Here is an 18,982-nt window from a genome sequence, read left to right as displayed (position 1 = left end):
TGGTGCAGGCTCTTCGTGGGGTGCCGGAGGATGCTGCTGCGGTACGGCGGGTAGTCCAGCCGCGGCTGGATTTCCGCGGTGGCGCCGTTGGCGCGGGCCTGGGCGTACGCGGCGCCGAGGGCCTGCATCTCGTCGCTGAGGATCTGCTGGGATTCGGCGGCGGTGTCCAGGGCGGGTACGGCCGGTTGGGCCGGGGTCTGGGGCGCTGCGTCGGACACGTCTTCGGTGAGCGGGTCCGCGTTGAACGTCTCGCGGTTGATCTCTTCAGGCACTGCAGCCTCCTTTCGTGGTGCTGGATCGGTGATTCTCGGATGATGCGCGGGTCAGGAGGTGCGGGTCAGTTGGTGCCGGTGGTCGTACTGGACGGCGTGGCGGACCGGCGCGTTGGGGGCACCATACCCGTCGTAGCGGCCGCGGCGTTCAACCATTTCGAAGAACACGCTGCCCACGGTGGCGGTGTAGAAGTGCAGGAACTCGCCGTCGGCGTCGCGGTCGTAGAGCAGGTTCAGCTCGCGCAGGGTGGCGAGGAACTCCGGGTCCAGGTCGAAGCGGGCGTCCAGGTCCTCGTAGTAGTTGGCCGGGATGCGCAGGAAGTCCAGGCCCCGGTCCCGGGCGGCGCGGGCGGTGGCCACCAGGTCATCGACGGCCACCGCGATGTGCTCCTGGTAGGTCCGGCGCGGCGCGTGGCCCCCGCCGGCCGGCTCCGTGGAGCCCTCCTGCTGGTGCAGCGGGGCGAGGTTGAGTACCAGCCGGACGCCCCGGTCGCCCGTGGCCATGACCTGCGAGCGGACCAGCCCGGTGGGGCTGGCCACCTCGGCATAGGGCTGGGGCTGGAGCGCCAGGGCGCTGGTGTAGAAGAGGACGGCCTCGTCGAAGTGCTGCCAGGGCTGGGCCAGGTTGACGTGGTCGATCACGGCGCCGGACCCGGCGGCTGCCCCTTCCGCGGCGGCGTCCGCGTGGCCGGGGCCGAACTCGTCCACCCAGGCGGCCGTGCCGTCCGGGCTGCCCTGGCAGAGGAAGATCTCGGTGGAATCCGGTGCGGCGAAGCCCTGGAAGACCTCCTCGTCCGCGCGGCTGGTGCGCGGCACGGCGGGGGCCTTCAGCTGCCGGGCGCGGGCCGCGGCGAGCACGGGCGAGTCGACGTCGAAGCCGACGGCGGCGATGGCGGTTTCCGCCGGGGCCGGGGCGTCCTCGTTGATGATGATCCGGGCCTGGCCGAGGGTCCAGAGCTGGACGTTCTTGCTGCGGTGCCGGCCGTTGAAGCCGAAACCGAGCTGGCCCAGCAGGCTCTCCAGCGCGGCGGTGTCCGTGGCGCGCACCTCGGCGAAGTTAAACCCGGCGGGTTCGGCCACCCGCGGCAGCGTGGCCAGCTCCATCGGGTGCCGGCGCGGGGCGGGCCGGCCGGCGGCGGCACCGGGCGCGTTCCCGGTAAGCCACTTGGCGCTTTGTTCCTCGAGCCAGATCAGCGAGCGCATTGCGTCCACGGCGGTGCGTTCGACGTCGGACTGGCGGAAGACGTCGTTGAAGACCTCGAGCGAGACCGGTCCCGCGTACCCGGCGCGGACCACGTGGCCCATGAACTTGGCCAACTCGAACTGCCCCTCGCCCGGGAAGACGCGGTGGTGCCGGCTCCAGGACAGCACGTCCATGGACAGCTTGGGGGCGTCCGCGACCTGGACGAAGAAGATCTTCTCCGGGTCGAACGCCTCGATCGGTGCGGTGTCCCAGTCCCGGGAGAGGATATGGAAGGAGTCCAGGCAGGTGCCCAGGTTCGGGTGGTCCACCCGGGCCACCAGGCGGTGGGCGTGCTCGTAGTCGTTGACGTATCGGCCCCAGGCGAGGGCCTCGTACGCCACCCGGACCCCGTGCTCCCCGGCCAGCTCCGCGAGCCGGGCCAGCTGTTCGGTCCGGAGGTCGTCGTCGTCGATCGACGCGGTGGCCACGTTGGAGCAGACCAGGATGGTGTCCATGCCAAGTCTGGACATCAGCCGGAACTTGGCCTCGGCGCGGCGGAGGTTGCCGCCCAGCAGCTCCTCCGGGACGCTGTCGAAGTCGCGGAACGGCTGGTACAGGTCCAGGGTGAGTCCCAGGTCCGCGGCCATGGCGCGGATGTCCTCCGGGCTCAGCGGCGAGGTCACCAGGTCCTGTTCGAAGATCTCGATCCCGTCGAAGCCGGCGATGGCGCAGGCCTGCATCTTCTCCCGCAGGGTGCCGGAGAGGCAGACGGTGGCGATTCCGGTGCGCATCAGGCGGCCACCTCCTCGGCGGCGACGAGTTCCAGGAAGTGGTCACGCATCCGGGCCGCGTCCGGTTCCCTTCCGGTGAAGATGCGGAAGGCGTCGGCGGCCTGGCCCACGGCCATCCGGCCGCCGTCGAGGACGTCGCAGCCGCGTTCCCGCGCCACCCGGACCAGCTCGGTCTCGATCGGCCGGTAGACGATGTCCGCCACCCAGTGCCGGGATTCCAGCAGATCGGCGTCCAGCGGCAGGCCCGGGTGGGCGGCCATGCCCACCGGGGTGCAGTGGACCAGGCCGTCGGCGCGCGGCATCAGGGCCGGCAGCTCCGCCGTCGTCCGTGCCGTGACCGTGGCGCCGGGGAAGAGGACGGCCAGCTCGGCGGCGCGGGCGGCGCAGCGGGCGGGGTCGGTGTCCACCAGGTCCAGTTCACGGACGCCGGCGGTGAGCAGGGCGTAGGCGACGGCGGAGCCCGCGCCGCCGGCGCCGAGCTGGACCACGCGGTCCAGGGTGGCGTCGGGGAGCCCGTCGGCCAGGGCCGCGGCAAAGCCGGAGCAGTCGGTGTTGTGGCCGGTCAGCCGGCCGCCCCGGATGGTGACGGTGTTGACCGCACCAAGCCGGCGGGCGTCCGGGGTGAGGTCGTCGAGGTGCTCGATGACCAGCTGCTTGCAGGGGTGGGTGATGTTCAGGCCGTTGAAGCCGAGCCGCGCGGCCCCGGTGAGGAGATCACCGACGGCGGTGCCGGGCAGGCCGAGTTCGATCAGGTCGATGGGCCGGTACAGGTAGCGCAAGCCCTGCTCATCGCCCTCCCGTTCGTGCATGGGCGGCGTGAGCGACGGCGTCACGCCATCACCCACGAGGCCTATGAGGAAGGACTCCGCTCGGTTGCTCATCCGTCTAGCTCCTTTGACAACGGCACCCTCTCCGCCGCACCGCTCGGGGAGGCGGGGAAAGTGATAGGGGTAACAATACTGCAAGTGTTCACATAATGCACTTGTGTTCTTATGACGAACTTATCTATTGCTGCGGCAGCCTGGCGGAGAGTTCCGCGGCCGCCGCCTGCAGCAGGGGCACCAGCGCCATGAGGGCCTCCATGCTCATCCGGAAGACCGGCACGGCGGTGGCCAGGGAGGCGAAGGCGTGGCCCTGGGCATTGAAGACGGGGACGGCGACGGCGCGCATGCCCAGCTCGTTCTCCTCGTCCATGGTGGCGTAGCCGCGGGCGCGGACCTGCTCGATTTCGGCGCGGAAGTCCCCGCGGTCGGTAATGGAACGCTCCGTCAGGGGATCGAGCGGGAGTTCCTCCAGGAGCCGGTTCCGGGTGGCGTCATCGGCGAAGGCAACCAGCGCCTTCCCCACGGAGGTGGTGTGCAGCGCACCCAGATGGCCGGGATCCGAGGTCACCCGGAATGTCTGCGGGCCATCCACCTTGTTCACCGTCAGGTGGTGGTTGCCGTCCCGCACGGAGAGGATGGTGGCCTCCCCGGTCTCCTCGGTCACCCGGCGCAGGATGGGCAGCGAGGTGCCGGCGAAGCCGTGGTGGTTCGATACCCGCTGACCCAGCTGGAACACCCGCAGGCCCAGGTGATAGCGGCGGCCATCCGGCTCGTAATCGACGAAGCCGTCCCGGGTCAGCGAGCCCAGCAGCCGGTAGGTGGTGCTGAACGGCAGCTCGGCGCGGCGGGACAGTTCAGCGGCACTGGCGCCGCGGGGTTCGTCGCCGAGCAGGACCAGCAGCCCGAGGGCCTTGCCGACCATGTCGGTGCGGGAGCCGGCGGCCGGTTCCGGACCCGCCCCGGCACCGGCTCCTGCGGTTGTTGCCGGACCCGTCCCGGCGGTCGGCTCGGCAACGGAATCGGCAGCAGTTTCGGCGCCGGACTGATCGGCGGCCGGCATTGTGTCCTGGTTCACACTCATGACTCGATGTTCTCACATTGTGAGAGCTATTGCTAGATGGTGAATATTTTCCTTGACAAGTGATCTACCCCACAGCCATGCTTGCTACATCACGCAAGTAGCTCCCACCATGCGGCTACTTCACAGGGTCCACTCCAGGTCAATCGGCTGCCGCATCCGGGAAGCCAGCGGCCGGCACGGCCCCCAGATCCATCCCGACAATGCCGTCACCCCGAAGGAACACCATGAGCCAGACTCTCCCGACTACGACGCCGGGCACCGCCACTCCGGCGGGCACGCCGAAGAAGGCTGCCCTCGCCAGCTTCCTCGGCAGCGCCGTCGAGTACTACGACTTCTTCATCTTCGGTTCCGCCGCCGCCCTGATCTTCCCGAAGGTCTTCTTCCCGGACGCGGACACCAACGCCGCCATCATGTCCTTCGCGACCTTCGGCTTCGCGTACATCGCCCGCCCGGTGGGCGCCATCATCCTGGGCCACTTCGGTGACCGGGTGGGCCGCCGCAAGGTCCTCATGTTCACGCTGGTGCTGATGGGCGCCTCCACCTTCGTCATCGGCTGCCTGCCGGACTTCAAGACGGTCGGCTGGTGGGCACCGGTACTGCTGGTGATCGCGCGGCTCTGCCAGGGCCTCTCCGCCGCCGGCGAGCAGGCCGGCGCCTCCTCCATGACGCTGGAGCACGCCCCGGACAACCGCCGCTCCTTCTTCACCTCCTGGACCCTCACCGGCACCCAGGGCGGCCAGATCCTCGCAGCCCTCGTCTTCATCCCGGTCCTCGCCCTGCCGGACGAGGTCAAGTACGGCATCGGCTGGCGCATCCCGTTCTGGCTCAGCGCCGTCGTCGTGGTGGTCGCGTTCTTCATCCGCCGCACCCTGCACGAGCCGCCCGCCTTCGAGGAAGCCCAGAAGAGCGCCCAGATTTCCAAGATCCCGGTGGCCGACCTGCTCAAGCACCACTGGCGTGACGTGCTCCGCGTCGTGGCCTGCGCGTTCATCGCCGCCGTCTCCACCGTCTTCGGCACCCTGGCCATCAGCTACGCCAAGACCGTCGCCAACGTGGACGGCACCGTGACCCTCTGGCTGGTGGTCGGCGCGAACCTGGTGGCCCTGGGCACCCAGCCGCTGTTCGGCAAGCTCGCGGACCGGATCGGCCGGAAGCCCGTCTTCATCTACGGCGCGCTCTCCAGCGCGGTGCTGACCCCGGTGTTCCTGCTCAGCCTCGAATCCGGTTCCGTCCCGCAGATGTTCCTGGCCGCGATCGGCTTCTTCTCCTTCGGCTACGCCGCCTCGAACGCCGTCTGGCCCTCCTTCTACGCCGAGATGTTCAGCACCAAGGTCCGCTTCTCCGGCCTGGCGATCGGCACCCAGCTGGGCTTCCTGATGGCCGGCTTCGCCCCGGCGATCGTGGCTGCGATGGGTGGCATCAAGGCCGGTGGCTGGGTCCAGATCACCATCTTTACCGCCATCATCTGCGTCATCGCCGCCGCCTCCGCGCTGACCGCTAAGGAAACCTTCAAGGTCCCCACCAAGGAGCTCGGCCTACGCTGAGCCCGCCTCCGTTTGAAAGGCCAGGGCGGACGTTCCCGCCCGGTTACAAACCCGGAAGGCCCGGTGTGTTCACGGAACACGCCGGGCCTTCCGGCGTGTCGGGGCACTGAGGGGCGAGGTAACCGGGGAGGAGCGTACGCCTAGCGGCCGGCGCCCAGCACGTCGGCCAGGTCGTAGCCGACCGGTTCCTCGAGTTGGGCGTAGGTGCAGGACCGGGGGTCCCGGTCCGGCCGCCACCGCACGAACTGGGTGGTGTGCCGGAACCGGGGCCCTTCCATGTGGTCGTACTTGACCTCCAGCACCCGCTCCGGCCGCAGCGGCACGAAGCTGAGGTCCTTGCTGCCGCTCCACCGGCTGCCCTCGGCGTTGCGCGGGGTGCGGGTGCCGTCCTCCTGCCGGTCCCAGGCCCAGGGGTGGCCGGCGAAATCCGTGACCAGGGGCTGGAGTTCCTCGAAGAGTTCCTTCCGGCGCTGCATCGGGAAGGCACCCACCACGCCGACGCTGGCCAGCACGCCGTCGCCGTCGTAGAGCCCCAGCAGCAGCGAGCCCACCCGGTCCGGCCCGGAGGTGTGCACCCGGTAGCCGGCCAGGACGCAGTCCGCGGTGCGCTGGTGCTTGACCTTGAACATGGTCCGCTTGTCCGGCTGATAGACCGAGTCCAGGGCCTTGGCCACGATCCCGTCCAGGCCGGCGCCCTCGAACTGGTTGAACCAGCGCTCCGCGGTGTCCCGGTCCCGGGTCGCGGCCGTGACGTGCACCGGCGCGCTGCTGGCGGCCAGCGCACGTTCCAGGGCCTCGCGGCGTTCCGCGAACGGCCGGCCGGTGAAGTCCTCGCCGTCCAGCGCCAGCAGGTCGAAGGCGACGAAGCTGGCCGGAGTCTGCCCGGCCAGCAGCTTGACCCGGCTGGCCGCGGGGTGGATCCGTTGCTGCAGCGCGTCGAAATCCAGCCGGTCCCCCGCCACCAGGACCACCTCCCCGTCCAGCACGCAGCGCGGCGGCAGGTTCCGCTTCAGGGCCTCGACCAGCTCCGGGAAGTAGCGGGTCAGCGGTTTGCCGTTGCGGCTGCCGATCTCCACCTCGTCCCCGTCGCGGAAGATGATGGAGCGGAAACCGTCCCATTTGGGTTCGAAGCTCAGCTCCCCCTCGGGGAGGGCGGGGACGGCCTTGGCCAGCATCGGCGCGACCGGAGGCATCAGGGGCAGGTCCATGCGCCCATTCTTGCCTGCACCCGGCCCGGCGTCGAGAACTAACCCGTTCCTTACCGCACCGAAACGCGGCGGCAACAATGGGCTCCCACACTGGAAGTGCCCGCAGGTCCAGGCATCAGCTCCAGTCCGGGAGGCCCGCCATGTTGAAGGAAGCCGCAGCGCACGTTGTCCGAATCCGCAGCCTTGAGCAGGTGCGGCGCGGGGATGAGATCGAGGCCCGCCTGCGGGTGGGACCGAACTACGACGACGTCGTCATCCGCCGCGGGTGCGTGCAGGAGACGGCCCCGGGAATCGGCGTCGTCTGGATCATGGACCGGCACAGCGGCATGCGCAAGGCCGTCAATACCGACGAATGCACCCTGTGGCGCGTCGCTTGAGCCGGGGATCCAACCGCCGCCTGGAACGGAGACCCACGACCGGCCGGCGGGCGTAGTCAGTCAGGACTGCCCCCGGCCAGCAGGTGCAGCCATTCGATGGTGCCGTCGGTGACCGGGTGCGGCACGCCGAGGGTGTCCAGGAAGGCCCGCGCCTCGCGCATCTCCGCCTCGCGCCGCACCGCGTGGACCGGCGTCCCCGCCAGCAGCCGCGATACCAGCGCAGGGCCGGCGGGGCCCAGCTCCGCGGCGATCTGCCCGGTCAACCACTCCTCCGCGCCCACCGCACGGGCCGCCGTCACCGCCTCGATCAGCCCGGCCGCGAGGCCCTTCATGAATACGCTGCGCAGCAGCTTCAAACCGGCGGCCGCGCCCGCCTCGCCGCCCGCGCCGGCCGCCGGGATTCCCCAGCCCGCCAGCACCGGCAGCAGCGCCTCCGTGCCGGGGCCGCTCAGCAGCAGCGGGGTGGCCAGCCGGGCGCGGGCCACGGGGGCCAGGACGGCGACGTCGACGAAGCCCGCCCCGCCGTCCCGGGCCGCCAGGGCCAACCGCCGTTTGGCCTCCGGCCCGGCGGTGTTCAGGTCCGCGTAGAGGGCGTCCTGGCCCAAGGCGGGCAACGCCTGGCCCAGAACCTCCGCAGCGGCGGCTCCCCCCACCAGGCTGAGGACCACGGACGCGCCGCGCACCGCCTCCGCCACGGAGACGGCCCGGAGCACGCCCGGCGGTGTCGCGGCCACCCGGGGGTCGACGCCGGCGACGGCCACGCCCAGCCCGGCAAGGTCCGCGGCATAGATGCTTCCGGCTTCCCCCAGGCCGAGTACGGCGACGCGCATGCGGACCCACCCCTTCGATGCTTCTAAGATTGTAGACAATATGGTCCCGGATCCGGGGTCTGCCGCAGTCCGATTCCGGGGGTTGAGTTCATATGGCACCAGCAGCTGAGAGTCCCGCGGTGGCCGGGCCCGCCGCGGACACCCGGGTGACGGACCTGATCCGCGGGGCGATCATCCGCGGCGAGTACGCCCCCAACCAGCGGCTGATCGAGGCCGACCTGAGCGGGGCCTTCGCCGCCAGCCGTGCCACGGTAAGGACCGCGTTGCTGGAGCTGGCCGGCGAGGGCCTTGTGGAGCGGCTGCCCAACCGCGGCTCCCGGGTGCGTGCCATCTCGGTGGAGGAGGCGATCGAGATCCTGGAGGTGCGGATCGGCGTCGAGGGCCTGTGTGCCGCGAAGACCGCGGCCGCGCTCAGCGACGGGGACGCCGCCGAACTGCTGGACCTCCGGGCCAGGATGGTCGAGTCCGTCGCCGAGGGTGACCTGGTGGAGTACTCCCGGCTGAACCTCTCGCTGGACAACCGGATCCGGGAACTGAGCCATCACACGATCGCCGCGGAGGTCCTGGCCCGGCTGCACGCCCAGAGCGTCCGGCACCAGTTCAAGCTCTCCTCCCGGCCGCAGCGGGCCAAGGTTTCCGTACTGGAGCACGCCGCGATCATCGACGCCGTCGTCGCCCGGGATCCGGACGCCGCCGAGCAGGCGGTGCGCAGCCACCTGCTCAGCGTCATCGCGGCCCTCCGCGATCTCCCGCCGGCCTGACCCCTAGCGGGCGGCGCCGGCGGTGCGCCAGCCGCCGTGGTACTCGGTCCGGGCCGTCACGGCGTAGGGCACCGGGCTGACGACGGCGCGCACACTGAGCTGCTCGTGCGGTTCCACGGTGGTCTTGCGGGAGCCGCCGCCGGGTTCGCCCCAGATCACCCTCACCTCGGTGCCGGCCTCGACGTTCGCGTCAACGGTGGCCAGGGACAGGCCGCGGCGTTCGTTGGCCGAGACGCCGGTGAAGAGCGAGAGCCCCACCGGGGTGCCGTCCGCGTCCACCACGGAGTCATAGTTTGAGGAGCCGTAGTTGGCGTTGGGGAGGTCGAAGAACTGGTAGCCGGGGGTGTCCCGGTCCAGGAAGGAGGCCCAGATCCTCGCCAGGTCCTCGTCATTCCAGGCCAGGGTGACCTTGCGCCGCTGGGACGCCGGGTCGATCCGCTCCAGGGCATCCCGGCCGATGAAGTCATGGTCGAACTTCACGAAGGAGCCGTAACCGAGCTCCCAGGGGGTCAGGTAGTAGTCCTCGATGCTGTCCGAGACGAACGATCCGGCCAGGGCATTGGTGGCCTCGTAGCTGGCGGCGGGCAGCCACCGCCGGTAAGCGCGCTCGGCGTCGCTGCTGTAGATGGCCGGCAACGGCGAGGGGATCCAGCCGGACTCCAGGGTATTGGAGGAGTAGGCACGGGATCCGCAGGGTTCGATGCCGAACTCCGCGCCGGCTTCCAGCACCGCGTCGCGGATCCTGCCGTGCTGGGCGTAGGGTCCCCAGATTTCCAGGCCCGGCGCGCCCGCCATGCCGTGGCGCAGCGTGCGGACCTGCTCCCCGGCGATCTCCAGCTGCCCCATGTGGAAGAACCTGACCTGTTCCAGCGTGCCGCCGTTGAGCTTTTCGATGATCTGCCAGGCGTTCGGGCCCTGGATCTGGAACCGGTAGTACTCGCGCTGGACGGCCTGGCCGTAGGGACGCGACGGGGACCGGTCGTCGTAGCGGCATTCGACGTCGTAGCCGCCGGTCTCGGCGTGGAACTGCAGCCAGTTCGCCGCCGGCGCCCGGCCGACGTAAACGAATTCGTTCTCCGTCTGGTGGAAGAGGATGCCGTCGCCGATCACGCCGCCGTTGGAGGCGGTGGGAACGAACTGTTTGGCGGTGTTGACCGGGAAGTTGGCGAAGCTGTTGATGCCAGTGTCCGAGAGGAGCCTCAGCGCATCCGGGCCCGTGATGAAGAAGTTCACCATGTGGTGCGACTGGTCGTAGAGGACGGCGGTCTCCCGCCAGGCCCGCTGCTCGCGCCGCCAGTTGGTGAACTCCGCCGGCACCACCGGGTAGATGTAGGTGCCGAGCTGGGAGTTGCGGAGGTGCTCCACGGTGTTGCCGGCCGCGTCGAGGACATCCTGCAGGGACTTCTGGGCCATCGGTTATCTCCTTTGATAGCGGGCCGCAACCGTGGCCGCGATCGCCGTACGGATCTGGAATCAGGATTGCTAACAAAATTGTATGGGATGTATTGACCGGTCTGCCAGAGCGTGGTTGTCTGGCACTGTCCGCGGAGCGAACCGGAGAGGACCGAGACATGGGCATGCCAGGAACGGTGCTGGTGGTCAGCGCGCACGCCGGGGATTTCGTCTGGCGGGCCGGGGGCGCGATCGCCGCCGCCACCGCCCGGGGGGACCGCGCCGTCGTCATCTGCCTCTCCTACGGTGAGCGGGGCGAGTCCGCGAGTCAGTGGCTCGCCGGCAAGTCGCTCGAGGAGATCAAAGAGCTGCGCCGGTCTGAGGCGGGGGCCGCGGCGGCCGCGCTCGGCGCCGAGATCGAGTTCCTGGACGCCGGCGACTACCCGCTGCAGCCCAGCCGCGAACTGCTGGACACGCTGGTCCGGATCTACCGCCGGATCCAGCCCACGGTGGTGCTGACCCACCCGCTGCTGGACCCCTACAACGGGGACCACCCGGCGGCGGCCCGGCTGGCGATCGAGGCCCGGATCCTGGCCCAGGCGATCGGTTATGACGCCCCCGGCGAGGTACTCGGGGCTCCCCCGGTGTTCTTCTTCGAACCGCACCAGCCGGAGCAGTGCGACTTCAAACCCGACGTCCTGCTGGACATCACCGCAGCGTTCCCGGCCAAGGAACGCGCCATGAAATGCCTGCCCGCCCAGAAGCACATGTGGGAGTACTACAGCTCCCTGGCCGTCCGCCGCGGCGTCCAGGTCAAGCGCAACGCCGGGCCGAACCTCGGACTGCCGGTGGACACCCGCGGCGAGGCCTACATGCGCTACTACCCCCAGGTCACCGATGTCCTGGCCTGAAGCACCGCGGGAATGAGAGGGGTGGCGGCATGAGGACCGTCGTGGTCACCGGGATCGAACGGGCCGACGCCGGGGTGGCGGACCGGCTCGGGGCGCTTGGGGTCGCCACCGTGCACGAGGCCATGGGCCGCACGGGGCTCCTCGGCCCCGGCCTTCGCCCCATCCAGGACGGCGACCGGATCGCAGGCACCGCCGTGACCGTGCTCTGCTGGCCCGGCGACAATCTCATGATCCACGCCGCCGTCGAACAGTGCCGCGAGGGCGACATCCTGGTGGTGACCACCACCTCCCCCTCCCTGGACGGGTCCTTCGGCGAACTCTTCGCCACGGCGCTGCGGCACCGCGGTGTCCGCGGACTGGTGACCACCGGCGGGGTCCGGGACGTGGCCGAGCTGCGGGCCCTGGGATTCCCGGCCTGGGCAGCGGCCGTCAACGCCCAGGGCACGGTGAAGGCCACGGCCGGTTCGGTGAACGTCCCGGTCGCCATCGGCGGGACCGTGGTGCGCCCCGGCGACGTGATCATCGCCGACGACGACGGCGTGCTGTGCGTGCCGCGGCCGGAGGCTCCGGGGGCGCTGCGGGCCGCGGACGCACGGGCGGCCAAGGAGGCCGATTCACGCGCCGACTACTCCACCGGCGGGCTGAGCCTGGACCGCAACAAGCTGCGCGGCCTCCTCGACGGGCTCGGCGTCCGGTATATAACCGCTGCGGAATATGAGTCCCGGGATGGCTGAGACCGAGGGCATTCCGTGCCTGCTGATGCGCGGCGGCACCTCGAAGGGGGCCTACTTCCTGGCCTCCGAGCTTCCCGCCGGCCCGGAGGAGCGGGATGCCCTGCTGCTGCGGATCATGGGCAGCCCCGACCCCCGGCAGATCGACGGCCTCGGCGGGGCGCATCCACTGACCAGCAAGGTGGCCGTCGTGTCTCCCTCCCCGGACGGGGATGCGGACGTGGATTACCTGTTCCTGCAGGTGGGCGTGGACGAGGCGATGGTCAGCAGCCGGCAGAACTGCGGCAACCTGCTGGCGGGCGTGGGCCCTTTCGCCGTGGAACGCGGCCTGGTGCGCGCCGGCGCTGAAAACACCGAGGTCCGGATCCGAATGCTCAACACCGGCAGCCTCGCCACCGCCGCCTTCCCCACCCCGGGCGGCCGGCCCGAGTACGACGGCGGCCTCGCGATCGACGGCGTCCCCGGCACCGCGGCGCCGGTCCGGCTGAACTTCGAGGGCACCGCCGGGTCCTCCACCGGGGCGCTGTTTCCCACCGGACGGGTGCTGGACACCGTGGACCGCCTGGCGGTGACCTGCGTGGATAACGGGATGCCGAGCGTGCTGCTGCGCGCCGCGGACCTGGGCCTGGCCGGCGACGAATCCCCGGCGGAGCTCGAGAGGGACGCCACGCTGGCGGACCGGCTGGCCGGGCTCCGTAAGAACGCTGCCGCTCTGATGGGAATGGGCGACGTCAGTAAGGCAACGGTGCCGAAGCTGGTGCTGCTCTCCCCGCCCCGGGGTGGCGGCACCGTCACCACCCGCAGCTTCCTGCCGGTGCGGGTGCACACCTCCATCGGGGTGCTCGGCGCGCTGACCGTTGCGGCCGGGATCCTGGCGGACGGGTCCGTGGGCCACGGCCTTGCCGCCCTGCCCGGGCCCGGCGAACCGTGCCGGATCGAGCACCCGACGGGCCACTTCGACGTCGAGGTGGGCCTGGCCGCCGGCCCGGACGGGATCATCGTGACCCGCTCGGCGGCGCTGCGCACCGCCCGCAAGATCTTCGACGGGCGGGTCTTCCCGCGCCCCCGGCCCTGACCACCACCGCTACGAGAGGACTGCCCCGTGACCGAGTACACCTCGTTCGACGTCGCCCACCTGGGGAATGTGGAGCTGCTGACCCCCACCTTCGACAAAAGCCTGTGGTTCTTCCGAGACCTGCTGGCCATGCGCGTCGTCGCCGAGGCCGCCGGGGACGCCGGGGGCGGCCGGTCCGTGTACCTGCGCACCTGGGACGAATACCAGCTCTACACGATCAAGCTCACCGAATCCGCCGACGCAGGTGTGGGCCGCACTTCCTTCCGGGCCAGCAGCCAGGCCGCGCTGGAGCGCCGGGTCGCCGCGATCGAGGCCATGGGCCTGGGGACCGGCTGGGTGGACGGGGAGGTGGGGACCGGGCCGACTTACATGTTTCGCGACCCGGACGGGCACAGCATGGCCCTCTACTACGAGACCGAGCGCTACGTCGCCACCGACGACAGGCCGGCACTGAAGAACCAGGCTTCGGCCTTCCCTGGCCGCGGCGTGAACGCGCGCCGGCTGGACCACATCAACTACCTGGCCAAGGACGTGGTGGCCAACGGCGAGTTCGTGGCGCACGCCCTCTGCGGCCGGGAGAGCGAGCGGATCAAGCTCGACGACGGCGGCTATGCGGCCTGGTGGTTCCACTTCAATAACAAGTCCTACGACGTGGTCTACTCCGACGACTGGCTCAAGCACGGCAACCGGCTGCACCACGTCGCGTTCGCCCCGGACACCCGCGAGGACATCCTCAAGGCCGCGGATATCTTCCTGGAGAACGGCATCCACATCGAGTCCGGCCCGCACAAGCACGCCATTAACCAGACCTTCTTCCTCTACGTCTGGGAGCCCGGCGGGAACCGGATCGAATTCGCGAATGCGGGCGCCCGGCTCCTGTTGGATCCCGACTCCCCGGTGGTGGAATGGACCCAGGAGGAGCGCAAGAAGGGCCAGGCGTGGGGCATGAAGACCATCGAAACCTTCCACACCCACGGCACCCCGAACGTCTCCGCCGACGCCTGACCCACACACAGGAAACCACGCAGTCCACCCACTACAGCTCCCAGCAACACAGCAGAGCACAACAGCACAGAGAGGTGCGCCGCCATGACCAGTACCACCGACACCGCCGCCCCAGTCACCACCGGCCTCTACATTGGGGGCCGGGAACGCCGGGCCGGGCAGACCCTGGAGATCGCCGACCCCGGCCGGCCGGGCGCCGTCGTGGGGCATGCCGCCGCGGCCTCCGCCGACGATGTCGACGACGCCGTGGCCGCCGCGAAGGCCGCCTTCCCGGCCTGGGCGGCCCTGACCGCGGAGCAGCGCGCTGACATGATGCGGGCCGCACTCGAGGGGATCGCCGAACACCGCGACGAGGACGCCGCCGTGCTCTCCCGCGAGAACGGCAAGATCCGGATGGAGGCCTGGGTGGACTCGCTGGTCTTCGAGATCCGCTGGAACCTGGCCCTCGCCCTCGCGGCGGAGGTGGACGCCACGAAGGTGCTCCCGCCGGCGCCGGGCATCCCCGTCTCCACCACCGTCGCCTACCAGCCGCTCGGCGTGGTGACCGTGATCGTGCCGTTCAACTGGCCCATCGCCATCCTCGCGGCCTCGCTGCCGCACGCGCTGCTGGCCGGGAACACCGCCATCGTGAAGCCGCCGCCCACGGCGCCACTGGCCACCACCCGGGTGGTGCAGAGGATCGCGGAGAAGCTGCCGCCGGGCGTGCTCAACGTCGTCACCGGCAAGGACGCGGACATGTCCGCCCTGATCAGCAGCCCGGACGTCGCCAAAGTCTGCTTCACCGGCAGCGTCGCCGGCGGCAAGCGGATCATGGAGATGGCCTCGAAGGCGCTGACCCGGGTGACGCTGGAACTGGGCGGCAACGACGCCGCCGTCATCCTGGCCGACGCCATCCTGGACGACACCCACCTGGACCGGCTGTACGCCGCCATCTTCGACACCACCGGCCAGATCTGCATGAACGCCAAGCGCATCTATGTCCACCGCTCCCGGCTGGACGAGGTGGTCAATGGGCTCGCCGCCCGGCTGGAGCGGGCCGTGATCGGCTACGGCCTGGACGAGGGCACCACCATGGGGCCGCTGCACTCCCCCGCCCAGAAGGAGTTCGTGGCCGGGCTGATCGAGGAGGCCAAAACCGCCGGGGCGGACGTCCGCGAATACGGCACCCTGCCGGAGGACCCGGAGCTGCGCGGCGGGAACTTCCTCCGCCCGGCGCTGGTGATCGACCCGGATCCGTCCCTGCGGGTGGTGACCGAGGAGCAGTTCGGCCCGGTCATCCCGCTCCTGCCCTTCGACGCCGAGGACGAGGCGGTGGAAGCCGCCAACGCCACCTGGGCCGGTCTCTGCGGCTCCGTCTGGACCGCCGACGCCGCCACCGCCAACCGGGTGGGTGCCCGGCTGGTCTGCGGCTACGTCTGGGTCAACGACCACGGCGCCACCCGGCTGGACCTGCGCGCCCCGTTCGGCGGCATGAAACAGTCCGGCATGGGCCGCGAACAGGGCATCGAGGGCGTCCGGGCATTCCAGGACACCCGGTCCATCGCCCACCTGCAGCCGGAGGACGCCGTCGGGAGTTAATTACCTATAGACAGTGCCTATGCACATAGGTAAAGTCGGCCGTGGGTGCACCGTCGCACCCACGGAAAGGACTTCCTGATGGCGAATCGAATCACGCCCGCGGCCAACCGGGCGGCTTCCCTGGAACTGATCCGCGATTTCTCGCTCGAGATGACCGGCAAGGACGTGCCGGCCCTGCACGAGGCCAAGGATCACATCCCGGCGGGCACCCGCATCAACGTCACCTTCCTCGGCAACGAGGACCTGGAGATGCGGGTGGCCGGGGCGAAGGCCGTCCGGGAGCTCGGGTTCGTTCCCGTCCCGCACATCTCCGCCCGCCGGCTCCGCTCCCTGGAGCAGCTCGAGGAATTCCTGGCCAGGCTCCAGGACGTCGGCGCCAGCGAGCACATCTTCGCCGTCGGCGGCGACCCGGCCACCCCCGAGGGGCCCTTCGAGGATTCCCTCGGCGTGATCCGGAGCGGCGTGCTGCAGCAGTACGGGGTGCGCCAGGTGGGGATCGGCGGCTACCCCGAGGGCCACCCGGACATCGCCAAGGACGTGCTCGCCCGGGCGCTGGCGGACAAGACCGCCGCCCTCGCGGAGCAGGAGCTCGACGCCGTCATCCTCACTCAGTTTGCCTTCGACACCGACCCGGTCGCGGACTGGATCACCGGCCTGCGCGCCGACGGCGTCAACGCCGAGATCCGGGTGGGAACCCCCGGTCCGGCCGGCATCAAGCGGCTCCTCGGCTTCGCCCGCCGCTTCGGCGTCGGCGCCAACGCCATGATCGTCAAGAAGTACGGCTTCTCCCTGACAAACCTGATGGGCGACGCCGGGCCGGACCGGTTCGTCAACGACCTCGCCGCCGAACTCGCCGAGCGCACCTCCGGGCCGCAGGATCCCGCCGTCGGCCGCGTGGGCCTGCACTTCTACACCTTCGGCGGACTGCTGGCCACGGCCGACTGGGTCCGGCAGTTCACCGCCGGACGCCCCTGATGGCACCGCACACGGAGTCACTCCGGGACCAGGCCTGCCTGATTGTCCACGGCCCCGACCAGCCCGGCATCGTCGCCGCCGTGGCCGCGCTGGTGACCCGCAGCCGGGGAAACATCGTCTCCCTGGACCAGTACTCCTCCGATCCCAGCTCCGGCGACTTCTTCCAGCGGGTGGTGTTCAACCGCCCCGACCTGGCCGCCGCCCTGCCGGAAATCGAGGCGGACCTGGCGAAGACCCTGGGCCCGCTCGGCCTGCAGTGGACCCTGACGGACCGGTCTGTGCCCAAGCGGATGGCCATCCTGGTCTCCACCTCGGACCATTGCCTGCTGGAGCTGCTCTGGCGGCACCGCCGCGGCGAGCTGCCCGTCTCCATCCCGATGGTGATCTCCAATCACACCAATACCGCCGAGGATGTCCGCTCCTTCGGGGTGCCGTTCTTCCACGTGCCCTCCGCCGGCGCGGACAAGTCCGCGGCCGAGGGCGAGATCCTGAAGCTGCTGGCCGGCAACGTCGACTTCGTGGTGCTGGCCCGCTACATGCAGATCCTCTCCCCGGAGTTCCTGGACCGGGCGGGCGTTCCGCTGATCAACATCCACCACTCCTTCCTGCCCGCCTTCGTCGGCGCCGCGCCGTACCGCAAGGCCAAGGAACGCGGCGTGAAGCTGATCGGCGCGACCTCGCACTACGTCACCAAGGACCTGGACGAGGGCCCGATCATCGAACAGGACGTCGCCCGCGTGACCCACGCCCACTCCGCGGCGGACCTGCAGGCCCGCGGCGCCTACGTCGAACGGGCCGTGCTCTCCCGCGCGGTGCAGTGGCACGCCGAGGACCGGATCATCCGGCACGGCAACCAGACCATCGTGTTCTGACCCCCTCTGACTTCCAAACTCCCCCAGACCCCCGAAATCCCGACAGAAAAAGAGGTTCATTGTGGCACCGAAGAATCTGCAGGAAGTCCTCGACGCATCCCGCGGCGCCGTCGACCTGCTCCGCAACTCGCAGATCGGCTCCTACATCTATCCGGTGGTCCCCGCCGACTTCCAGAACTGGATCAAGGAACAGACCGCCTGGCGCCAGACCGCCGTACTGTACGACCAGTCCCACCACATGGACAACCTGTTCATGTCCGGCTCGGACGCGATCAAGCTGATCTCCGCCACCGCCATCAACTCCACCGCCGTCTTCCCGGTCAACAAGGCCAAGCAGTACGTCCCGACGACTGAATCCGGCCACGTGATCGGCGACGGCATCCTGTTCCGCGAGGGCGAGGACGAATACGTCTATGTAGGCCGCGCCCCGGCCGCGAACTGGCTGCTCTACCACGGTGAAACCGGCGGCTACGGCAACCTGGACATCCGGGTGGACCGCCGGTCGCCGTCGCGGCCCTACGGCCATGGCGTGTCCCGGCAGTACTACCGCTTCCAGATTCAGGGCCCGAACGCCTGGCAGGTGATCGAGAAGCTCAACGGCGGCCCGCTGGAGCAGCTGAAGTTCTTCAACATGTCCACCATGACGATCGACGGAACCACCGTCCGGACCCTCCGCCACGGCATGGCCGGCGCCCCGGGCCTCGAGGTGTGGGGGCCGTACGAGGACCACGACCGGATCCGCGATGCGATCGTGGCCGCAGGCGCCGAGTTCGGACTGGTCCCCGTGGGCTCCCGCGCCTACCCCTCCAACACGCTCGAATCCGGCTGGATCCCCTCCCCGTTGCCGGCCATCTACACCGGCGAGGCCGAGCGCGGCTACCGCGAGTGGCTGCCGGCGGACGGCTACGAGGCCACCGGCACCCTGGCCGGGTCCTTCGTCTCGGACCGGATCGAGGACTACTACCTGACCCCCTGGGAGTTGGGCTACGGCTCCTTCGTAAAGTTCGACCACGACTTCATCGGCCGCGACGCCCTGGAGAAGATGGACCCCGCCGCGCAGCGCCGCAAGGTCACGCTGGCCTGGGACGCGGAGGACATCACGAAGATCTACGCCTCGCTCTTCAACGTGGAGGGCCCGAGCTACAAGTTCTTCGACCTGCCGCTGGCGAACTACGGCTCGGCCAACTACGACTCCGTGGTCGACGCCGACGGCACCGTGGTGGGCTACTCGATGTTCACGGGCTACAGCGCGAACGAGCGCCGGGCGCTGTCCCTGGCCACGATCGACCCGAACGTCCCGGAGGGCACCGAACTGAAGGTGGTCTGGGGCGAGCCGAACGGCGGCACCGCGAAGGCCGCCGTCGAGCCGCACGTGCAGACCGAGGTCCGCGCCGTCGTCAGCCCGGTCCCCTACTCCACCGTGGCGCGCGCGACGTACCAGGGCGGCTGGCGCACCAACTACCAGCCCGCCTAGGCTGGGAGCCCCGGGGGGGGGGGGGGGGGGGGGCCCCCCCCCCCCCCCCCCCCCCCCCCAGCCCGGACAGACCCCAAAGCAACAGCCACCAACTGGAG

17 protein-coding genes and 1 pseudogene are annotated in these 18,982 nt (G+C 70.2%); 11 read left to right on the top strand and 7 right to left on the bottom strand.

The annotated features are described in order from the left end of the window. The 4 genes and pseudogenes from AB0305_RS19335 to AB0305_RS19320 form a co-directional block, all read right to left on the bottom strand. A pseudogene (locus AB0305_RS19335) lies at positions 1 to 218 on the bottom strand (protocatechuate 3,4-dioxygenase subunit beta); the annotation flags it as partial. 105 nt (positions 219 to 323) lie between these two features. Beyond that, positions 324 to 2,246: a TIM barrel protein gene (locus AB0305_RS19330; protein WP_364138230.1), complete on the bottom strand. Its 1,923-nt coding sequence runs from the start codon at positions 2,244 to 2,246 to the stop codon at positions 324 to 326. Then, positions 2,246 to 3,127, bottom strand: a complete 882-nt coding sequence (locus AB0305_RS19325; RefSeq protein ID WP_364138227.1) for a shikimate dehydrogenase — start codon at positions 3,125 to 3,127, stop codon at positions 2,246 to 2,248. The genes AB0305_RS19330 and AB0305_RS19325 overlap by 1 nt, the downstream gene beginning before the upstream one ends. A 124-nt stretch (positions 3,128 to 3,251) precedes the next feature. Further along, entirely contained in the window at positions 3,252 to 4,151 is a 900-nt protein-coding gene (locus AB0305_RS19320) for an IclR family transcriptional regulator (protein ID WP_364138224.1), read from the bottom strand. Positions 4,152 to 4,375: 224 nt separating this feature from the next. Here AB0305_RS19320 and AB0305_RS19315 point away from each other — a divergent pair, with 224 nt between their 5' ends. Then, entirely contained in the window at positions 4,376 to 5,695 is a 1,320-nt protein-coding gene (locus AB0305_RS19315; RefSeq protein ID WP_364138221.1) for an MFS transporter, read from the top strand. Between the two features lie 140 nt (positions 5,696 to 5,835). Here AB0305_RS19315 and AB0305_RS19310 read toward each other — a convergent pair whose 3' ends face one another. Beyond that, complete coding sequence (locus tag AB0305_RS19310) at positions 5,836 to 6,903, bottom strand: ATP-dependent DNA ligase (protein WP_364138218.1); 1,068 nt, start codon at positions 6,901 to 6,903, stop codon at positions 5,836 to 5,838. A 140-nt stretch (positions 6,904 to 7,043) separates the two neighbouring features. Between AB0305_RS19310 and AB0305_RS19305 the strand changes: the two genes are divergently transcribed. Further along, the gene (locus tag AB0305_RS19305; RefSeq protein WP_364138215.1) at positions 7,044 to 7,280 is read left to right on the top strand and encodes a hypothetical protein; all 237 of its coding nucleotides are present in this window, start codon (positions 7,044 to 7,046) and stop codon (positions 7,278 to 7,280) included. Positions 7,281 to 7,336: 56 nt separating this feature from the next. Here the strand turns inward: AB0305_RS19305 and AB0305_RS19300 are convergent, their stop codons facing one another. Then, on the bottom strand, positions 7,337 to 8,110 hold the full coding sequence (locus tag AB0305_RS19300) for a DUF1932 domain-containing protein (protein ID WP_364138212.1): 774 nt from the start codon (positions 8,108 to 8,110) through the stop codon (positions 7,337 to 7,339). Between the two features lie 92 nt (positions 8,111 to 8,202). On the opposite strand from AB0305_RS19300, the gene AB0305_RS19295 reads away from it, so the two are divergent. After that, positions 8,203 to 8,871, top strand: a complete 669-nt coding sequence (locus tag AB0305_RS19295; protein ID WP_364138209.1) for a GntR family transcriptional regulator — start codon at positions 8,203 to 8,205, stop codon at positions 8,869 to 8,871. Between the two features lie 3 nt (positions 8,872 to 8,874). Here AB0305_RS19295 and AB0305_RS19290 read toward each other — a convergent pair whose 3' ends face one another. Further along, complete coding sequence (locus tag AB0305_RS19290; RefSeq protein ID WP_364138206.1) at positions 8,875 to 10,284, bottom strand: aminomethyl transferase family protein; 1,410 nt, start codon at positions 10,282 to 10,284, stop codon at positions 8,875 to 8,877. A 158-nt stretch (positions 10,285 to 10,442) separates the two neighbouring features. Here AB0305_RS19290 and AB0305_RS19285 point away from each other — a divergent pair, with 158 nt between their 5' ends. The 8 genes from AB0305_RS19285 (at position 10,443) to AB0305_RS19250 (ending at position 18,884) form a co-directional block, all read left to right on the top strand. Then, positions 10,443 to 11,174 carry a PIG-L deacetylase family protein gene (locus AB0305_RS19285; RefSeq protein WP_364138203.1) on the top strand — a complete coding sequence of 244 codons (732 nt, stop codon included), beginning with the start codon at positions 10,443 to 10,445 and terminating at the stop codon, positions 11,172 to 11,174. Positions 11,175 to 11,203: 29 nt separating this feature from the next. After that, on the top strand, positions 11,204 to 11,908 hold the full coding sequence (locus AB0305_RS19280) for a 4-carboxy-4-hydroxy-2-oxoadipate aldolase/oxaloacetate decarboxylase (RefSeq protein ID WP_364138200.1): 705 nt from the start codon (positions 11,204 to 11,206) through the stop codon (positions 11,906 to 11,908). After that, positions 11,901 to 12,980, top strand: a complete 1,080-nt coding sequence (locus AB0305_RS19275; RefSeq protein ID WP_364138197.1) for a 4-oxalomesaconate tautomerase — start codon at positions 11,901 to 11,903, stop codon at positions 12,978 to 12,980. The genes AB0305_RS19280 and AB0305_RS19275 overlap by 8 nt, the downstream gene beginning before the upstream one ends. Positions 12,981 to 13,007: 27 nt before the next feature. Continuing rightward, on the top strand, positions 13,008 to 13,985 hold the full coding sequence (locus tag AB0305_RS19270) for a VOC family protein (RefSeq protein ID WP_364138194.1): 978 nt from the start codon (positions 13,008 to 13,010) through the stop codon (positions 13,983 to 13,985). 84 nt (positions 13,986 to 14,069) lie between these two features. Beyond that, positions 14,070 to 15,563, top strand: a complete 1,494-nt coding sequence (locus AB0305_RS19265; protein ID WP_364138191.1) for an aldehyde dehydrogenase family protein — start codon at positions 14,070 to 14,072, stop codon at positions 15,561 to 15,563. A 78-nt stretch (positions 15,564 to 15,641) separates the two neighbouring features. Continuing rightward, positions 15,642 to 16,538, top strand: coding sequence for a methylenetetrahydrofolate reductase (locus AB0305_RS19260; protein ID WP_364138188.1), 897 nt, complete (start codon positions 15,642 to 15,644; stop codon positions 16,536 to 16,538). Beyond that, a complete protein-coding gene (gene purU, locus AB0305_RS19255) occupies positions 16,538 to 17,410 on the top strand; it encodes a formyltetrahydrofolate deformylase (RefSeq protein ID WP_364138185.1) in 873 nt (290 codons plus the stop codon). Before AB0305_RS19260 ends, purU begins: the two co-directional genes overlap by 1 nt. A 61-nt stretch (positions 17,411 to 17,471) precedes the next feature. Further along, a complete protein-coding gene (locus AB0305_RS19250; RefSeq protein ID WP_364138182.1) occupies positions 17,472 to 18,884 on the top strand; it encodes an aminomethyl transferase family protein in 1,413 nt (470 codons plus the stop codon). Positions 18,885 to 18,982 lie beyond the last annotated feature (98 nt).

It is taken from the genome of Arthrobacter sp. NPDC080086, from assembly GCF_040702285.1.
This window is presented reverse-complemented; position numbering and strand designations above follow the sequence as displayed.

Coding starts and splice junctions, on each gene's coding strand:
- AB0305_RS19295 (WP_364138209.1), top strand. CDS start 8,203: ATGGCACCAGCAGCTGAGAGTCCCGCGGTGGCCGGGCCCGCCGCGGAC.
- AB0305_RS19280 (WP_364138200.1), top strand. CDS start 11,204: ATGAGGACCGTCGTGGTCACCGGGATCGAACGGGCCGACGCCGGGGTG.
- AB0305_RS19300 (WP_364138212.1), bottom strand. CDS start 8,110: ATGCGCGTCGCCGTACTCGGCCTGGGGGAAGCCGGAAGCATCTATGCC.
- AB0305_RS19260 (WP_364138188.1), top strand. CDS start 15,642: ATGGCGAATCGAATCACGCCCGCGGCCAACCGGGCGGCTTCCCTGGAA.
- AB0305_RS19325 (WP_364138227.1), bottom strand. CDS start 3,127: ATGAGCAACCGAGCGGAGTCCTTCCTCATAGGCCTCGTGGGTGATGGC.
- AB0305_RS19330 (WP_364138230.1), bottom strand. CDS start 2,246: ATGCGCACCGGAATCGCCACCGTCTGCCTCTCCGGCACCCTGCGGGAG.
- AB0305_RS19265 (WP_364138191.1), top strand. CDS start 14,070: ATGACCAGTACCACCGACACCGCCGCCCCAGTCACCACCGGCCTCTAC.
- AB0305_RS19310 (WP_364138218.1), bottom strand. CDS start 6,903: ATGGACCTGCCCCTGATGCCTCCGGTCGCGCCGATGCTGGCCAAGGCC.
- AB0305_RS19285 (WP_364138203.1), top strand. CDS start 10,443: ATGGGCATGCCAGGAACGGTGCTGGTGGTCAGCGCGCACGCCGGGGAT.
- AB0305_RS19320 (WP_364138224.1), bottom strand. CDS start 4,151: ATGAGTGTGAACCAGGACACAATGCCGGCCGCCGATCAGTCCGGCGCC.
- AB0305_RS19305 (WP_364138215.1), top strand. CDS start 7,044: ATGTTGAAGGAAGCCGCAGCGCACGTTGTCCGAATCCGCAGCCTTGAG.
- AB0305_RS19275 (WP_364138197.1), top strand. CDS start 11,901: ATGGCTGAGACCGAGGGCATTCCGTGCCTGCTGATGCGCGGCGGCACC.
- AB0305_RS19290 (WP_364138206.1), bottom strand. CDS start 10,284: ATGGCCCAGAAGTCCCTGCAGGATGTCCTCGACGCGGCCGGCAACACC.
- purU (WP_364138185.1), top strand. CDS start 16,538: ATGGCACCGCACACGGAGTCACTCCGGGACCAGGCCTGCCTGATTGTC.
- AB0305_RS19315 (WP_364138221.1), top strand. CDS start 4,376: ATGAGCCAGACTCTCCCGACTACGACGCCGGGCACCGCCACTCCGGCG.